Annotated in this window: 15 protein-coding genes; 6 read left to right on the top strand and 9 right to left on the bottom strand. The window is 74.3% G+C overall.

Annotated features, from left to right (window positions below):
* The first annotated feature begins 297 nt into the window (after nt 1-297).
* On the top strand, nt 298-1,434 hold the full coding sequence (locus AC07FY_RS23710) for a C40 family peptidase (protein ID WP_479009287.1): 1,137 nt from the start codon (nt 298-300) through the stop codon (nt 1,432-1,434).
* Nucleotides 1,435-1,448: 14 nt separating this feature from the next.
* On the opposite strand, the gene AC07FY_RS23705 is transcribed toward AC07FY_RS23710, so the two are convergent.
* Both AC07FY_RS23705 and bdeA read right to left on the bottom strand, forming a co-directional pair.
* On the bottom strand, nt 1,449-4,217 hold the full coding sequence (locus AC07FY_RS23705) for a helix-turn-helix transcriptional regulator (protein ID WP_479009285.1): 2,769 nt from the start codon (nt 4,215-4,217) through the stop codon (nt 1,449-1,451).
* Between the two features lie 89 nt (nt 4,218-4,306).
* A complete protein-coding gene (gene bdeA, locus AC07FY_RS23700; RefSeq protein WP_479009433.1) occupies nt 4,307-5,242 on the bottom strand; it encodes a bis(hydroxyethyl) terephthalate hydrolase in 936 nt (311 codons plus the stop codon).
* A 721-nt stretch (nt 5,243-5,963) separates the two neighbouring features.
* Between bdeA and AC07FY_RS23695 the strand changes: the two genes are divergently transcribed.
* Complete coding sequence (locus AC07FY_RS23695) at nt 5,964-6,335, top strand: DoxX family protein (protein ID WP_479009283.1); 372 nt, start codon at nt 5,964-5,966, stop codon at nt 6,333-6,335.
* A gap of 50 nt (nt 6,336-6,385) precedes the next feature.
* Here AC07FY_RS23695 and AC07FY_RS23690 read toward each other — a convergent pair whose 3' ends face one another.
* The 3 genes from AC07FY_RS23690 to AC07FY_RS23680 form a co-directional block, all read right to left on the bottom strand.
* The gene (locus AC07FY_RS23690) at nt 6,386-7,852 is read right to left on the bottom strand and encodes an amidohydrolase family protein (RefSeq protein ID WP_479009281.1); all 1,467 of its coding nucleotides are present in this window, start codon (nt 7,850-7,852) and stop codon (nt 6,386-6,388) included.
* A 185-nt stretch (nt 7,853-8,037) separates the two neighbouring features.
* Complete coding sequence (locus tag AC07FY_RS23685; protein ID WP_479009279.1) at nt 8,038-8,463, bottom strand: ATP-binding protein; 426 nt, start codon at nt 8,461-8,463, stop codon at nt 8,038-8,040.
* 67 nt (nt 8,464-8,530) lie between these two features.
* Nucleotides 8,531-8,878, bottom strand: coding sequence for an STAS domain-containing protein (locus AC07FY_RS23680; RefSeq protein WP_479009277.1), 348 nt, complete (start codon nt 8,876-8,878; stop codon nt 8,531-8,533).
* Nucleotides 8,879-9,392: 514 nt separating this feature from the next.
* Here AC07FY_RS23680 and AC07FY_RS23675 point away from each other — a divergent pair.
* Genes AC07FY_RS23675 through AC07FY_RS23660 form a run of 4 tightly spaced genes read left to right on the top strand, consistent with a single transcriptional unit; the run spans nt 9,393 to nt 13,041 of the window.
* Complete coding sequence (locus AC07FY_RS23675) at nt 9,393-10,979, top strand: PP2C family protein-serine/threonine phosphatase (RefSeq protein ID WP_479009430.1); 1,587 nt, start codon at nt 9,393-9,395, stop codon at nt 10,977-10,979.
* A complete protein-coding gene (locus AC07FY_RS23670) occupies nt 10,976-12,082 on the top strand; it encodes a cobalamin B12-binding domain-containing protein (protein WP_479009275.1) in 1,107 nt (368 codons plus the stop codon). The genes AC07FY_RS23675 and AC07FY_RS23670 overlap by 4 nt, the downstream gene beginning before the upstream one ends.
* Nucleotides 12,079-12,507 carry an STAS domain-containing protein gene (locus tag AC07FY_RS23665; protein ID WP_479009273.1) on the top strand — a complete coding sequence of 143 codons (429 nt, stop codon included), beginning with the start codon at nt 12,079-12,081 and terminating at the stop codon, nt 12,505-12,507. Before AC07FY_RS23670 ends, AC07FY_RS23665 begins: the two co-directional genes overlap by 4 nt.
* 45 nt (nt 12,508-12,552) lie before the next feature.
* Nucleotides 12,553-13,041: a MarR family winged helix-turn-helix transcriptional regulator gene (locus tag AC07FY_RS23660; protein WP_479009271.1), complete on the top strand. Its 489-nt coding sequence runs from the start codon at nt 12,553-12,555 to the stop codon at nt 13,039-13,041.
* Nucleotides 13,042-13,077: 36 nt separating this feature from the next.
* Here the strand turns inward: AC07FY_RS23660 and AC07FY_RS23655 are convergent, their stop codons facing one another.
* From AC07FY_RS23655 to AC07FY_RS23640, 4 genes are all read right to left on the bottom strand, one after another.
* The gene (locus tag AC07FY_RS23655) at nt 13,078-13,740 is read right to left on the bottom strand and encodes a deoxynucleoside kinase (protein WP_479009269.1); all 663 of its coding nucleotides are present in this window, start codon (nt 13,738-13,740) and stop codon (nt 13,078-13,080) included.
* Nucleotides 13,741-14,401: 661 nt separating this feature from the next.
* A complete protein-coding gene (locus AC07FY_RS23650; RefSeq protein WP_479009268.1) occupies nt 14,402-14,872 on the bottom strand; it encodes a hypothetical protein in 471 nt (156 codons plus the stop codon).
* An 89-nt stretch (nt 14,873-14,961) separates the two neighbouring features.
* The gene (locus tag AC07FY_RS23645) at nt 14,962-15,186 is read right to left on the bottom strand and encodes a hypervirulence associated TUDOR domain-containing protein (RefSeq protein WP_479009267.1); all 225 of its coding nucleotides are present in this window, start codon (nt 15,184-15,186) and stop codon (nt 14,962-14,964) included.
* A 186-nt stretch (nt 15,187-15,372) separates the two neighbouring features.
* Entirely contained in the window at nt 15,373-15,822 is a 450-nt protein-coding gene (locus AC07FY_RS23640; RefSeq protein WP_479009266.1) for a DUF732 domain-containing protein, read from the bottom strand.
* Nucleotides 15,823-15,913: the final 91 nt, after the last annotated feature.

The raw sequence follows: 15,913 nt of genomic DNA, 5'->3' as shown, positions 1-15,913 counted from the left end.
ACCGAGCGTCCCCCCGTGCCCCCAGCCGAAGAGCGGATCCTCGCCCACGAGGCCGGCCGTCAGGACAAGGGCGGCGACCAACGGAAGCGCGGACAACAGGAGCCGGCGACGCATGTGTTCCCTCCCCTTGGCCCACGGTGGCGTGTCCGGACGGAAACGACGGAGCGCCGCACAACTGTCCGGCCGGTCAGCCCAGTGCTGTGGCCGGAAGACACCGGCCGGCAGACCGTGGCGGGATCTGGACGACCGCACCGCGCCGGGGTTTCGGAGGCGAGGCGCACGGGACAGGATCGCCGCATGTACTCAGTGAAGACCGGACTGACGGCTGCCGCGTTGCTCCTCGCCCTCGCCGCCCCGGCCGCGGCGCTGCCCGGCGTCCCGGACCTTCCGGCCGGCCCGGTCGGCGACGCCCCGTCCGTCGCGCCGCGTCCGTGCGACGGGGCCCCGACCTGCTATGTCGACGTGACCGTGGCGCAGGTGTGGGAGAGCCCCGGGCAGGTCCGGCCCGTCGACGCCCCCGCGACGGCCGTTCCCGCCGACCTCCGCGGCTGGTTGGCGGCCATGTCGCTGGACGAACGGCGTGACGTGGCCGGGGAGACGCAGGCGCTGCACGGCGTGAAGGTGAGCGTCGACCGGACGGTGTGGCACGGCGGCATCCTCTGGGACCACGTATGGGTGCACGGCCAGCCCACGCCCCGGGACCGGGACGGACGAGGCGCCTACCCCGGCTGGGTGCCCGACCGGCAGCTGACCTCGGAGCACCGGCCGCCGCCCCGCGGTACGCACGAGGAACGCGTCGGACGCCCTACGGCCCGGGGCTTCGCCACGGCCGCCGCCGCGGCTGCGGCAGCCGTCCCGGGCGGCGGTGGCGCGTCGGGGCAGGCGGCCGAGTATGCGTACAACACCTCGTTTCCCGTGAAGCCAGGACCGCTGCCCGGTGTCGTCACCGCCTACTCGGGAAGCGGCGCCCGGGTGTTCTTCCGGGCCGGCGACCTGACGGCGGTGCCGTCCGCGCCGAGCGGCGCGGACGTGGTCGCCGCCGCACGCGCCTTACTGGGCCTGCCCTACTTGTGGTCCGGCACCTCCGGGTTCGGCTACGACTGCTCCGGATTGACCGGCCAGGTCTACTCCGCCCTCGGACTGACGATTCCCCGGGACGCCCAGCCGCAGTTCGACGCGGGCGGCGGGCAGGCTCCCGCCGGCTCGGCCGTCGGGGTGCGCGTCACCGACCCGGCGGACCTCCGGCCCGGCGACATCGTCGCCTTCCGCCCCGCCGACGGCAGCGCGGTCACCCACGTCGGCATCTACTCGGGGACGAGGAACGGCGAACCCATGATGATCAACTCGCCCCGCACGGGCGACGTGGTCCGGGAGGAGCCCCTCGGTTCCACCGGCCGTGTCTACGTGGGTGCGACGCGCTTCCTCACCCAATGACCCGGCTGAAGGCGTCAGGGCAGGGCGCCCTCGGGTTCGGTGCGGTGCACCAGGCGGGAGAGCTCCGTCCGCGAACGCACCCCGAGCAGGGCGAAGACGTTGCGCAGGTGGTGGTCGACGGTACGGGGGCTGACCGAGAGGCTCAGTGCCACCTCCCGGTTGGTGGCACCCTCCGCCACGCGCCGCGCGATGCGCAGTTGCTGCGGAGTCAGCCGGTCCAGAGCGCCCGCCGGTGCGGGGGCAGGGGCGTCGCCGGTGGCCCGGAGCTCGGCGCGGGTCTGCTCGGCCCAGGTCGGGGCCCCGCAGCGCTCGAAGGCGACCAGCGCGTCCCGCAGCCGGTTCCTGGCCTCCGCCGGCCGGCGCCGGCGGCGCAGCCACTTCCCGTACAGCAACTGGGTGCGGGCGCGCTCGAAGTCCCCCGGCCCCGTCTCGTGCCGGGCCAGGGCCAGGGCGTAGAGGGCGTCGGCCGTGTCGTCGGGCGGGGCGGCCAGGGCGCGGCAGCGGGCCAGCTGCGCCGGTGCCTGCGGATCGGCGCCCTGCGCGGCCCACAGGGCGAACTCCTCGACGGCCGCCGCGGCTTCGGCCCCCGCCCCGGACATCACGGCGGCTTCGACGAAGCAGGGCAGGGCGAGCATGCGCACGGCGAAGTGACCGCGCCCCGGACCGGGCCGGGTCAGCGGGCCGAGGCGGGCTACGGCATCGAGGGGCCGGCCGCGGCACAGGTCGGCGCGGGCCAGGGCCCATTCGGCCAGGGTGACGACCTGGAGGAGCCCGTGCGGCCGGGCGATCTCCACGGCGGCCCCGGCGTGTGCGGCGACGACGGACGCGTCGGCCTCCACGGAGGCGACCAGTGCCAGGATCGCGTGCTGGCCCGCCGCCACGTTGCGCTGCCCCGCCCGGTGGGCGGCGCGCAGTCCTTCCCGGGCATGGGCACGGGCCCGCGCGTGCTGTCCGGCACGCAACTCGGCGTACGCGAGGTGTTCGAGGATCCGGGGGGTGAGAGCGGCCAGCCCCTTCGACCGTGAGACGGCCAGCGCGCGGGCGTTCGCCCGGCACGCCGCCGGGATGTCGCCGATCACCAGCGCGGCGACACCGGCCCGCAGCAGGCGGGCGGGGTCGTCGTCGTGGTGGGCGTGTTCGAGCACCCGGCGCAGCGGCCGTGCGGCCTCGGTCAGGCGCCCGTCGAGCGCCGAGCGCAGCCCCGCCCGGTAGTCCCGGCTCGGATCGGGCGCCGCCGCCCCGGCAGCGGCAAGGGAGCCGTCGGCGAGCGCGGCCAGGCAGGCGGGGGCGTCGCCCGCCGCCCACGCCGCGTCGACCGCCTCCGTGCGGGCTTCCAGGGCCGCCTCCGCGTCCAGCGGGGCGAGCCGCTCCGCGGCCATGAGCAGCGCCTGGTGGGCGTCGCCGACCGGTCCGTCCCGGAGGGCGAGGCGGCCCCGGACGAGTTCCGTGCGGCCGTGCACCGCGCCGGCGCGGGCGCCGTCCCGCGCGGCCGCCAGCAGGTGACGCGCCCTGCGCGGGCACCCTGCCATACGGGCGTACTCGGCGGCGGCGGTCAGGCGTGCGGTGCGGGTCTCCTCGTGGGCGGTGAGTTCGGCGGCCCGGGCGAGCGCGGCCGAGCGCTCCGTCGCGGTCGTGGGTGTGCCGGAAGCGGCCGCGGCGACGAGAGCGGCGGCGAGCGCGGCGTCGGGGCCCTGCGCGGCCAGCGCCCGGTGCAGCAGGTGGCGCAACGGGTGCCGGTCGGGGTCGAGGACCGAGGCGAGCAGGGCGTGGGCCGCCCGGCGCTGGGACGACGGCGCGCCCGTGTACGCGGTCCGCCGGAGCAGGGAGCTGCCGAAGGTGACGCGGTCGCCGTCGTGGTGCACCAGCCTCGCGGCCTCGGCCGGGTCCAGGGCGGCCGGATCCCACCCCGCCTCGCTGGCGGCGCGCAGGAGAAGGGAGGCGTCCGCGCCGCCCGCCTCGGGGTCCGGTTCGTGGGCGGCCGCCGCCAGGAGCAGGAGCTGTCGCGTGGGAGGTGGCAGCGGGGTCAGACGGCTGCCGAAAGTGGCCCACAGGGCGCCGGCGCCGACCAGCGGGCGGGGCAGCGGGCGGTGGCCGCCCAGCTCGTCCGGTGTCAACCGCTGTGCCAGCGCCGTGAGGACGGCCGGGTTCCCCTCGGCTTCGGACAGCAGCTCCGCCCGTACGGAGGGGTCCACGCTCCCGTCGGCAAGATCGTGCAGCAGGGCGGTCGCGGCGCAGTCGTCCAGGGGGCCGAAGCGGACGAGGGGCAGCCCCGCGAAGCCGGGCTCGTCCGCCCGGTGCTCCGCGATCGAGAGCAGGAGCCCGATGGGGCGGCCGGAGCCGGGGTCACGTGCGGCCGAGGCGAGAACGGCCCGCGAGGGCGCGTCCCACAGGTGTACGTCGTCCACGCACACCAGCAGCGGATCCGCCCCGGGGTGGTACTGCCGCAGCAGCCCGGGCAGGTCGCCCGGCGGCGCGGTGGTCCCGGCAGCGGGCCGGGGCGGCGCCGCGCCCGCGCCCTCGGCTGCCGCGCGCAGCAGTGCGTCCAGGCTGCCGTAGGGCCGGGAAGGGCAGGTCACGGGCCGGTGGTGCAGGACGGGCCCGAGCGAAAACTCCCGGGCGGCCGCGTCCAGGAGGGCGCTGCGGCCCAGTCCTGGCTCCGCCGCGAGCACCAGTGCGCCGCCGCGCCGGGACCGGAGCCGGTCCCACAGCGCGTCGACGGCTGCCCTCTCGGTGGTCCGGCCGTATATCCGGCAGGGACGTCCCGCGGTCGTCTGTCCGGTCACGCCGGTGAGGCTACTGCGGTGTAAACAGTGGCGGAAGTCTTGGCGCAGTCGGTGGAGGCCCGGGGGCCGCGGCCTCCACCGGCCGGGGGTCAGGAGGTGTGGGGGCAGTTCCCCCTGTACTCCTCGATGGTCGGCCCGGGGCTCGGCAGTGGGCAGAGGAACTGCTCGTAGCGGGTGTCGTTGTCGATGAACCGCTTCAGCCACGCGACGCTGTACTTGCCGATGGTGGTGTTGGAGGTGTTCGGCGTGAAGTGCGTGGCGCCCTCGAGTTCCAGGTACGCCTTGTCGAGCGAGCTCGGCAGACCGGCGTAGAAGGGCTCCGAGTGGGTGCGGACCGGTGCGATCGTGTCGCCGTCGGCGCCGACGAGCAGGGTCGGCGTCTGTATCTCGGGCCAGGACTTGTCCAGGTTCCAACCGGTGAGGGCGACCGCTGCCTGCAGCGACGGCCGGCTCTTGGCGGCCTCCAGGGTGCCCCCGCCGCCCATGGAGTGGCCCATGACGCCGAGCCGGCTGCTGTCGACCCTGCTGCGGACGGTGCTGCGCTGCGTCACGTAGTCCAGCGCGGCGAGCAGTTGGCGTCCTCTGCTGTCGGGCTGGTCGAGGGTGGAGAGCGTGTCGATGGTCAGGACGACGAAGCCCTGGGAGGCCAGCCGCGGGCCGAGCCAGGCGATGGACGACTGGGTGGCGGTGTAGCCGGGGGAGATGGCCACGGCGCCGAAGGTCCCGTCGGCGGTGGTGGTCGGGTAGTAGATGGTGCCGCCGCCGAAGCCGGTGACGCCGAGGGAGGACACGCTGGTCTGCGAGACCGCGTAGGGGCCGCGGACGGCCTCGATGCTGGACGTGGTCGGTGCGGGCCCCCGCTCGTAGGGGTTGCCCGCGGCCTGGGCACCGGGCGCCGTGAACGTGGCGAGTCCGCCGATGGTCAGGAGCGCCGCCAGCGCGGCGAGGAGCGAGCGGGGCCGGGTCCTGCCCGAGCCGGCGGTGCCGGCGCCGGCGTCGCGGTGGGGACGGGACTGAGGGGTCATGGGGGTGTGCCGGGCTCGTCGGGCGTTCTCGGTGGGTTGCTGCTGCACGACGGAGTCGTCCTCTCGGTCGTGGCGGAGTGGGCCCGGCCGCGATCCGGGACCCGGCTCGCGCCGAGGACCGTCCTGCCTGCCGGTGGTACCGCCGCTTTCGTTGGCCGGACCACTGTCACGGCGCACCCGGCAGCCGCACATCGGTGGAATCACCGGTCTCGTGGGCGGGCCGGTCCGGTGTCGTCCCCGGCGGCGCGGCCGTTCCGGGCGCCCCCGCGACGGCCCGGCCGTCATCGAGGGCCCCGGCCCCGAGCCGACCCGCACGCGCCGGGCACGGCTGCGACGGGGTCCAGGCCGGGTGCGGATGCGAAGCCGGGTCCAGGCCGGGTGCGGATGCGAAGCCGGGTCCAGGCCGGGTATGCCCGCGGCGTCGGCCTGGGCCGGGCACGCCTGCCCGGCCCCGAGCCCGACCCGCATGCGCCCGCCGCGTCTGCTCCGGCCTGCCAGGCGCTGCGGCGCCGGGCCTGCGCCGGGCATGGCTGCGACGGGGTCTAGACCGGGCACGGATGCGAAGCACGGTCTAGGCCGGGCACGCCCGCAGCGTCGGCCCGCGCCACGGCGACCTGGTGCCCGGGACGGGACAGGTCCGCGGCCGTGCACCATACTTACCGACCAGTAGGACCGTCCTGCCCCGCGGCCACCGCCCGCCCCGAGCACCCGGAGGACCCCGATGCCCACGCCCGCACGCTCCGCACTCTCCCTGGCCGCGCTCCTCGCCACGGCGGGCGCCGCACACTTCATCGCCCCGAGGCAGTTCGACGCCATCGTGCCGCGCGCCCTGCCCGGCAGTCCCCGCGCGTGGACCGCGGCCAGTGGCGCCGCGGAACTGGCCCTGGCCGCCGGTCTGGCGCTCCCGGCGACCCGCCGGACCAGCGCCCGCGCCGCCGCCCTGTTCTTTGCGGCCGTGTTCCCGGCCAACGTGAAGATGGCCTACGACTGGCGCCACCGCCCCGCGCCCGCGAAGGCCCTCGCCGTCGCCCGGTTGCCCCTCCAGGCCCCGCTGATCCTGTGGGCCCGTCATGCCGGCCGCGACGGCCGGTAGCCGCGAAGTCCCCGCCGCCTCGCGACGAGGAGCGCCACGCACCCGTCGGTCTACCCGGCCGCACGGAGCCGGCCCGCGGCCGCTTCCGCCTCCCGTACGACGCCGTCCGTGTCGATGTCCACCAGGCGGCCACCGAGCTTCAGCGGCCGTCCGTCCACGAACACGGCGTCGACGTTCTCGGGTCGGCCGTTGAAGACGACCTGGCCGACCCAGTCGAAGCGCGGTGCGAAGTTGAGGGCGGCCGGGTCGACGACCACGACGTCGGCGCGCTTTCCGGGTGTCAGGGAGCCCACCCGGTCGGCGATGCCGAGCACTTCGGCGCCGCCGAGCGTCGCCATCCGCAGGACGTCGGGCACCTGCGGGAAGACCGCGGCCTCGGTCGTGGCGACGCGCTGCAGGCCGATGGCCGTCTTCATCAGGGCGTGGAAGTCGGAGCTGTCGTTGGTCCCGCCGTCCAGCCCGAGCCCCACCTTGACGCCGCGCCGGCCGAATTCGCGCAGCCGCATGATGCCGGACGCCAGCCGCATGTTGCTGAGCGGGCAGTGGGCGGCTCGTACGTCGTGCTCGGCTGCGGAGGCGATCTCGGCGTCGGTCAGGTGGATCGCGTGGTTGATCAGGAGCTGCGGCCCCCACGCCCCGATGTCGGACAGGACTCCGACGGGGTCGTCCGCACGCTGCTCGGGGCGTTCCAGGACATGGGAGTTCAGCATGACCCCCAGCTCCCGGGCGGCCTCCCAGTGGGCGCGGTTGTGGTCCTGGACGGCCCGGGCCGCGTGGGTGGCGATCTGGAAGGAGCCCAGCGGCAGCGGGTCGACGAGATCCCTCTTCACCTGGCCGACCAGCTTCGCGTCCGGTTGCGGGGGATACATCGCGTACGTGAAGCGCACCCCGGTGCCGGCCAGGGCGCTGATGTAGCTCTCGATGAGGTCGGGGGAGAAGATGTCCACCCAGTCCACGAGCGTGGTCACGCCCGACTGGACGGCGTCGAGGGCGGCGAGCCGCACGAAGCTGTGGAGGGCGCGGGGCGTCAGCCGGCCGCGTTGGGGGTCGGTGCAGCCCTGGAACCAGCCGAACAGGTCGCGGTCGGTACAGCCGCCGCGGATCACCGCCTGCCACAGGTGATTGTGGGTGTCGACGAAGCCGGGCATGACCAGCTTGCCCGAGGCTTTCACCACCTGGGCGCCGGGCGGGGCCACCAGGGCGCTGCCGACGGCGGCGATGGTCCCGCCCCGCATCAGCACGTCGGCGTTCTCGAGGGAGCCCAAGGGGCCGCTGCCGAGGGCCGGGTCCATGGTCAGCACCAGGGACGCCCCGCGGAGCAACACCGGCCCGCCGGACGGCGCGGGCGGACGGGACGGCCGGTCGTAGGACGCGAGTCCGGCGGCGTCGCCCCTCTGGCCGGGGATGACGCCGGGAAGGAGCGGGGTGGCGGCCGTGAGGCCGATGCCGGTGAGGAGCCCGCGGCGGCTGGGGCCCGGAGACGGGGTGCGGGCTGACGGAACGCGGGGTGACTGCATGACGTGTACCTCCCGAGAGCAGCGGACGGAAGGCCCGCCGGCCGGGACGCCGACAGGCGGCGTCCAGGGGGGCGGGAAAGTACCCGCAGCATGCCCAGCGGAGGACCACCCGATAGCCGGCTGCGGAAAACTTTTTCCGTTCCCGGCGCGCATCGGCCACGTCCCGGCCGACACGCCGTCAACTGTCAGGCGAGCCGCAGCGTGACGCTGATGGTCTTGCCGGCGTCATGCGTGCTGATGGTGATCTCGTGCGAGAGCTGCTGGATGAGGGGCCATCCGAATCCGCCCGGGTGCTGTGGGCTGCCGGTGCGGGCGACGGGCGGGCAGGGGTTGGCGTCGGTGACGGACACGTGGAGGGAGCCGTCGGCGAGATGGCCGGTCATGGCGGTGATGCCGCCGCCGTGGCGGATCGCGTTGGTGACCAGTTCCGAGGTCACCAGCAGCGCGTCGGCGGCCGTGACGCTGTCGAGGCTGACGCCTCCCCGTACGAGCAGGCCGCTGACGCGGGTGCGGGCGGCGGCCGCGGTGACGGGTGCCCCGGCGTTCGTGGCGCCGCGGTCCCGCGCGTGTCCGGGGCCGCGGGTGTCGTCGGCCGCTGTGGGCGGATTCATACGGTCATCGCCTGCCCTCCGTCGTGCGCGGCACGCCACCGCACGCCGGCTCGGGTGGTGCTGCGGCTCAGCATGTCATCGCGGTCTCCAGGCTGTCCGCCACCCGCAACGCGAGGCCGGCTCCGGTGACTGCGAACAGCCGGTCGACAGCCGTCCGCAGCGGGCCGGCGATGACCAGCGCGCCGCCTGCCGCGGCGTGGACCTCCTGGCCTTGGAACAGGGCGTGGAGGACGGACGAATCCGCGAAACCGGCACCGGAGAGATCGACCACGGTGCGTGCCGGGCCCCGCGCCGCGGCTTCGGCGAGGGCTTCGACGAGAAGAGGGGCGCTGTCCTCGTCCAGGTGGCCGCTGACAGTGATGACGGTCACGCCTTCGTCCGTGGTCGCGGTGACCACCGGTTCATCTCCGATCACCTCGACATCTTCCTATACGGGCGGACCGGGCCGGCCACCGGCCGTGGATTCCTCGCATCGCCGTGACGCCGCTCACCGGCGGACCGGTGCTCCGCCGTCACCGTCGTACGGCCGAACGGGGCCGCTTCGCGCCCGTGACGCCGGACCGGTGCGGCGCCACGGCCGCTGGATCGCACGGCCGCGGCCGACGCATGCGCGGAGCGCCCCGGGGCAGACGAGCCCCGGGATCCGCGCGCTCGAGCACTACCGCGGACCCCCTCCAGGTGCCCGGTCGTCCCGGTTGAGGAGACGGTGTGACGGCCCGGTGTGGGTGAGGTGGCGGACGGCCGTGCGAGCGAGGCCGGGTTGCCAGGGGTGCGAACGGTGGAGGATGGTTGCCGTACGGCAAGGGTTTTCCTTCGATGCAATGAGGTGAGGGGTTCGCGCAGCGGGCCTTCCATGAGTGGTGAATGACACCCAGACAACGACCTCCCCGTCCACGGTGGTTTTCCCGTGGACCGAGGCACCCCATCCCGTGCTCGTGGCGGACTCGCAGGGGATCCTGCGGTTCGTCAACGATGCGGCCGGTCTGGTCTTCCCGGGTGCACGGCCGGGCCGGGAGATGACGGGCGTCCTGCCTGCCTGGCTGGCCTCGGCACACAGCGACGCTCTGCGCATCCCGGCCCAGAGGCAGAAGGCCGCACCCCTGCCCACCGCGCACGGCCCGGTCGAGGACCGCACCTTCGAGGCGCACCCGACCGCCGCGGAGGACGGCACCGTCACGTGGTGGCTGCTCGACGACACCGACCACCGGCTGGCCCGCGAGGCGCTGCACCTGGAGAAGGAGCGCACGGCGTTCCTGACCCAGGCCTCGAACCTGCTGCTGTCGTCACTGAACCTGGAGCGGTGCATGGACGTCACGGCGCAGATGGCCGCGGAGCACCTCGCGGACGCGGCCCTGGTGATCGCCCCGTCCCACGGCCGCGTCCTGCCGATGGTGGTCTGCCTGAAGGACGGCACCCCCTCGACCACGCGGCTGACCGTCGATCCGGCCCACGTCCCCGGCCTGGCCGAGGCCCTGCAGGGGTTCCCGCCCGTCCCGTCCCGCTGGATCGACCCGGCCACCGCGCCCGCCTGGCTGGTCCCCGACGGCTTCGGCACGGTCGGCTCCATCGTGATCACCCCGCTGCCCGGACACGGCGTACCCGCCGGCGCCCTGGTGCTCCTGCGCCGCACCGGCAACCAGGCGTTCACGGAGGAGGAGGAGGTCTTCGCCCGCCTCTTCGCCGCCCGCGCCGGAGCCGCGATGTCCGCGGCCCGCCTCTACGCGGAGCAGGCGTCGATCACCGACATCCTGATGCGCGAGCTCCTGCCCCCGACGCTGAGCCAGGTCTCCGGCGTCGACTACGCGGGCGGCTACCGGCCCTCGAAGGACCACGAGCGGGTCGGCGGCGACTTCTACGACGTCCACCCCGCGTCCGCGGAGGGCGACGCGTCCCTCGTCGTCCTCGGCGACGTGTGCGGCAAGGGCCTGCAGGCCGCGGTCATGACGGGCAAGATCCGCAACACGATGCACGCGCTGCTGCCGATGGCGGACGACCACCACCGGATGCTGAGCCTGCTCAACACCTCGCTGCGCAACACCGACAACGCCCGCTTCGTCACCATGGTGCTGGCCTCGGCGTCCCGGGCCGGCAACTCGGTGGAGCTGCGGCTCACCAGCGCGGGGCACCCCGCGCCGCTCATCCTCCGCAGTGACGGCCTCGTCGAGGAGGTCGCCACCCGCGGCACCCTCGTCGGCGTCCTGCCCCACCTGGTCACCGAGACGGCAGAGGCCACCCTGGCCCCCGGCGACACCTGCCTGCTCTACACGGACGGCATCAGCGAGGCGCGGGGCGGCCCCATGGGCGACACCCTGTTCGGCGAGGAACGCCTGCGCCGGGCGCTGCCGGAGTGCGCGGGCATGCCCGCGGAGGCGGTGGTGGAGCGCGTGCAGATGCTCGCCTCGCAATGGGTGGGGGGCGGAAAGCACGACGACATGGCCGTCGTCGTCATCGCCGCCCCGCGCACCAACCACCTCACGGCCGTGGACGGCCACACCCGGGGCAGGTTCACCGCATGACCGACACGACGACCCCGACGGCGCCCACCCGGGACATCACCGGTTCCGGCCCCCGGCAGCTGTCCGCCGAGCTGTGGGAAGCGGTTCTCACACTCGACGAGGCCGCCGCGGTCACCGCCGTACGGCGCGCCCTGGACGCCGGCCTGGACGCCGAGAGCGTGCTGCTCGATGTCATCGCCCCCGTCCAGGGCCGGGTGGGCGAGGAGTGGGCCGCCAACCGGATCACCGTCGCACAGGAACACGCGGCGACCGCGATCAACGAGCGGAGCATCGCCGCCCTCGCCCAACACTCCTCCGCCCGCACCCCTCCCCGGCTGGGCCGCATCACCGTCGCGTGTGTGGACGGGGAGTGGCACGCCTTGCCCGCGCGCCTGCTGGCCGAGGTCCTGCGGCTGCGCGGCTGGGACGTCGACTACCTCGGGGCGCAGGTGCCGACGCCCCATCTCATCGCGCACCTGCACCGCACCGGCCCGGACGCCGTGGCGCTCTCCAGTTCGATCCCCACCCGTCTGCCCGCGGCCCACGCGACGATCACCGCCTGCCAGGCCGCCGGCATCCCCGTCCTGGTGGGTGGAGCCGCCTTCGGACCGGACGGCCGGTACGCGCGCCTGCTCGGTGCGGACGCCTGGGCCCCCGACGCCCGCACCGCCGCCGACGACCTGGCCCGCGGCCGGCTGCCCCGGCCCCAGGCCGACCACCAGACCATCGACGACCTGCCCCACCTGACCGACCAGGAATACACGCTCGTCGCCCGCAACCGCCCCGACCTCGTACGGGCGGTCTTCGCAGGGCTGGAGGACGCCTACCCGGCGATGCGCGGCTACACCGAGCAGCAGCGCGAACGCACCGCCGAAGACCTCTCCCACATCGTCGAGTTCCTCGCCACCGCCCTCTACACCGGTGACCACGAGCTGTTCTCGCGCTTCCTGCTGTGGACCGCGGGCGTCCTGACCGCCCGCGGAGTCCCCGCCGACTCCCTGCTCCCCGCCCTGGGCCTCCTGGGGCGGGAGCTGAAGGACTTCCCCCGCGCGGCCGGCATGCTCCGCACCGGTGCCGCCGACCTCACCCGTACCCCCTTGACCACCTCCGGGATCGCCGAATGACCGACTCGCACTCCAGTCCGCTCCAGTTGACGCGCCTCGACACGCCGGACACCACGCGCTTCGAACTGCGGGGCGACCTCGACCACTACTGCGCCGACCTGCTCCTGGAGGAGGTGGAGCGGGTGCTGGCCGACCACGCGGGTCTGCGGGAGCTGCATCTGCACTGCGCGGGGCTGACCGCGGTGGACTCCGTCGGGCTGTCGGTGCTGCTGATGGTCCGTCGCCGGACCGGCGCGGCGGACGTGCGGCTGCACGTCGAGAAGCGGCCTCTGCGGCTGGACCGGCTCCTGGAACTCACCGGTACGCTGGACTACCTCACCACCCCGGAGGCCGGGGCGCAGCACACCTCCTCGACGCAGAAGCAGCGGTCTGCCGCTTCCGAGGAAGCCATACCGGCCCGCCCCGGCAGCACGGACAGCGTCTGACGCGGAGTGGGCCGGCGCCACGCGCAACCCTTGCGGAGCATCCAGATGCCGGCACCGGACCCCGCTGACCGCAGTACCGACCGCCGTGCGCCAGCCGCGGTCGCCGAACTCGCCTCCGTGACGGAACTGGTGGAACTCCTCGACGCCGTCTGGGAAAACGCCCGCCAGAGCACCGGCAGAGCACCGATCCCCACCGCCCAGCTCCGCCTGATGAACCTGGTGGACCGGCAGCCGGGGATCCGCATGCGCGCCCTGTCCCAGCTCCTCGGAGCGGCGGCTCCCTCCGTCACGCGGCTCTGCGACCGCCTGGAGACCGCCGGATTCCTCACCCGCCGCCCCTCCCCGCACAGCGGCCGCGAGCTCACGCTCCACCTGACGGCCGCCGGGACGTCCCACCTCGCACAGATGCGCCGTCACCGCAGTCAGCGGCTGGCCCGCGTCCTCGACACCATGAGCACCGAGCAGCGCAGCGCCCTGGCCACCGGCCTGATGGCCCTCTGCCAGGGCATCACGGGCACCGCCGACGCCCGCTGAGCGGACGTACCGGGCGGCGTACCCGGAAGGGGAGCCTCAGATGCGCCGCCGGGCGGCGGCCAGGGCGTCCTTGACCTCACGCGCCACGCGGGCCGCGTCCTCGGGACGGTGCACCACGTCCGTGTGGTTCATGTCGACGACCAGGACATCGCTGGCGGAGTAGTGCTCGTTGATCCAGTCGTCGTAACCGGACCACAGCGTGCGGTAGTACTCGACGAGACGCTCGTCCTGCTCGAAATCACGGCCCCGCAGCCCGATGCGGTGCATCACCGTCTCGAAGTCCGCCTTGAGGTAGACCATGAGGTCGGGGGCCTTGCGGTACGGCAGGCCGTCGATCTCGCGCATCATCTCGTCGAGGAGTCCCTCGTACACCCGCATCTCGAGGGAGCTGATCCGGCCGAGGTCGTGATTGACCTTGGCGAAGTACCAGTCCTCGTAGATGGACCGGTCCAGGACGTTGTCCCCCTGCTTGTACGCCTCCTTGATCGCGGCGAACCGGGTCTGCAGGAAGTACAGCTGGAGCAGGAAGGGGTAGCGCTTGGCCTGGATCTCCTCGGGGCTCGCCGTGTAGAAGAGCGGCAGGATCGGATTGTCCTCGACGCTCTCGTAGAAGACCGCGCTGCCCAGCTCCTTGGCGAGCAGTTCGGCAACGCTCGTCTTGCCTATCCCGATCATGCCTCCGACGCAGATCACCGGCATACCTCACTTCTCCCCTGGGGCTTTCCGTGCACGGGCGGGCGGGCCGGCCACCGCCCCGCGGCCGCCAAGAAGCATAAATGACGATCAGCCCCCCGCCGGTCGGTGCTCCGTCCCCTGACCTCGGGGGAGGCGGGCCCGCCCCTCGGATCGGTCCACCACCGCCGGACCGACGCGAGGGTGGCCGGGCTGGTCCACGTGTCCGCGTTGGCCCCGGACGCCGGCGAGACCCCCCAGGACCTGATCGGCAAGTACGCCCCGCCGCCGCTGTTCGCCCAGCTGGACTCCGAGGACGGGCGCCTGCGGACCAACCGCGACGGGATCGCCGACTTCTGCGGTCCACCTCCCGGAGGCCGAGCGGCGGCTGGTCCGGGCAACCCAGGGTTCCGCGGCCGCGGCCGTGCTGCGTGCCTCCACGGGCACCCCGGCCTGGCGTACCAAGCCGGGCTGGTTCGTCGTCTCCCGGCAGGACCGTGCCGTCGACCGAGCTGCAGCGCTTCTCCGCGCTTGGCACGGGCGCCACGGTGACCGAGGTCGACTCCTCACACGTCCCGATGCCGTCCCGCCCTGAGGCGGTGCTCGGCACCGTCCGGGCGGCGGCCCGTGCCGTCGGAAGCCCCGCCCGCGTCCGAGGCACCCCGCTCCGGCCGGGGCGGTCGCACGGCTAGCCGGCGTCGGTCCCCGGGGCCGCGGGCGTCGCGGGAGTCGCGGTGTGGTCGGGGTGGTGGCGGGTGCGACGGTCCTCCTTGAGCGCCGCTTCGTAGAGGTGGTCCCGGCCGCCGGCCAGATGCTGCAGGATCCGCTGCTCCAGAGCGGCGAAGGGCCGGTAGTAGGTCGAGTTGTAGGCCTCGACGATCTGGAACGTCCAGTGGCCGGGGATGACGTTGCGGCCGACGATCTCCCGCTCGATCTGCTCCGCCTGCTCCTCGTGACCGGCTTCGCGGAGCAGCCGTACGGCCTCGTCCAGCTCGAAATCGGCCGTCCCGGTCAGCTGGTGGAACCCGTACAAGTGGCCCCGCGCCCGCTCCGTCGTCTCCAGCGCCTTCGACAGGGCCCCCAGCGCCCGTACCGTCGCCTCGCCGACACCCTCGGGTGGCCGGTGGGCCCCGTCCATCGCACCGCTCTCGTTCCGCATGGCCTACAGGTGCCCCGCCGGCGGTTCGGAAGGAGACGCACTGGGCTGGGCGGAGCAGGAAGATCCCCCGTCCTGAGGACGAGGGGAGATCACTTCCCGTGGCCCTTCTTCCGCAGCGCGCCCGGCTTGTGCACCGCCGTTCGGCCGGACTTGTCGCTTCGCACCTCGTACTGGGGTTCCTCGGTGGACGCGTCCACCGAGCGGCCCGCTGCCCGGGTGCGCTCCGTGATCTTCTTCTCGACCTTGCCGGCCACCGTCTGCCCGTGGCTCTTCCAGCTGACCTCGTCGCCCTTGCGCAGTTCCTTCTTCGCCATGGCGGCCTTCCCGTCTCGCGGTGTCGTCTGACGAGCGCCCGGCGCCTTCGCGCCACGCCGTGGACCGGCCCCTACCCGGGCAGGGCGCGCCCATACCCGAGGGGGAGCACGATTGCGGCGCCGCGGATCTTCGACCCGGGCCGGTGCGCCCGCGCTCCGTGCCGCACGTCGTGCTCCAAGGGCCCGTCAGTAGGTGGGACAGAGGTTGGTCTGGACGGCGGCGAGGATGAACGCGGCCTTGGTGGGGCCGAAGCCGTCGGGATGGCCGGGGCTGGTGAAGCGGCGGTTCGTGGACTCGACGCGCTTGGTCGGGTCCTTCTCGTCCTTCATGGACTGGCACTGGCTCAAGCCGCGGTTCACGGCCTTGTCCTCCTCGCCGCTCACGATCTCGGGGTCGATGCTGTTGAGCGCGGCGAGATAAAGGGTGCGCTGGGCGGGCGCGGGGCTCGGCGGAACGCCGGCGTCGGAGGGTGCGGGCTCCGGGGCGGCGGTGGGCGTGGGGGCGGGCGCCGAGGCGGTGGGCCTGGGCTTGCCTTCGTCGCTCGCGCCCGCGCGGTCCGCGTCCGCGTCGGAGCAGCCGGTGAGGGCGAGGAGCGCGGCGGTTGCGGCGACGGCCAAGGTGTGGTGTGTGCGCATCAGGCCATGGTGGGCTCCGGGCGCCCCGGGGAGGGGCGGCGTTGCAGTGCTGTGACAGTCGGACGGTCCGGCAGCGGCCTGCGGGGCCCCG

It is taken from the genome of Streptomyces sp. NPDC045967 (genome assembly GCF_056430495.1).
This window is presented reverse-complemented; position numbering and strand designations above follow the sequence as displayed.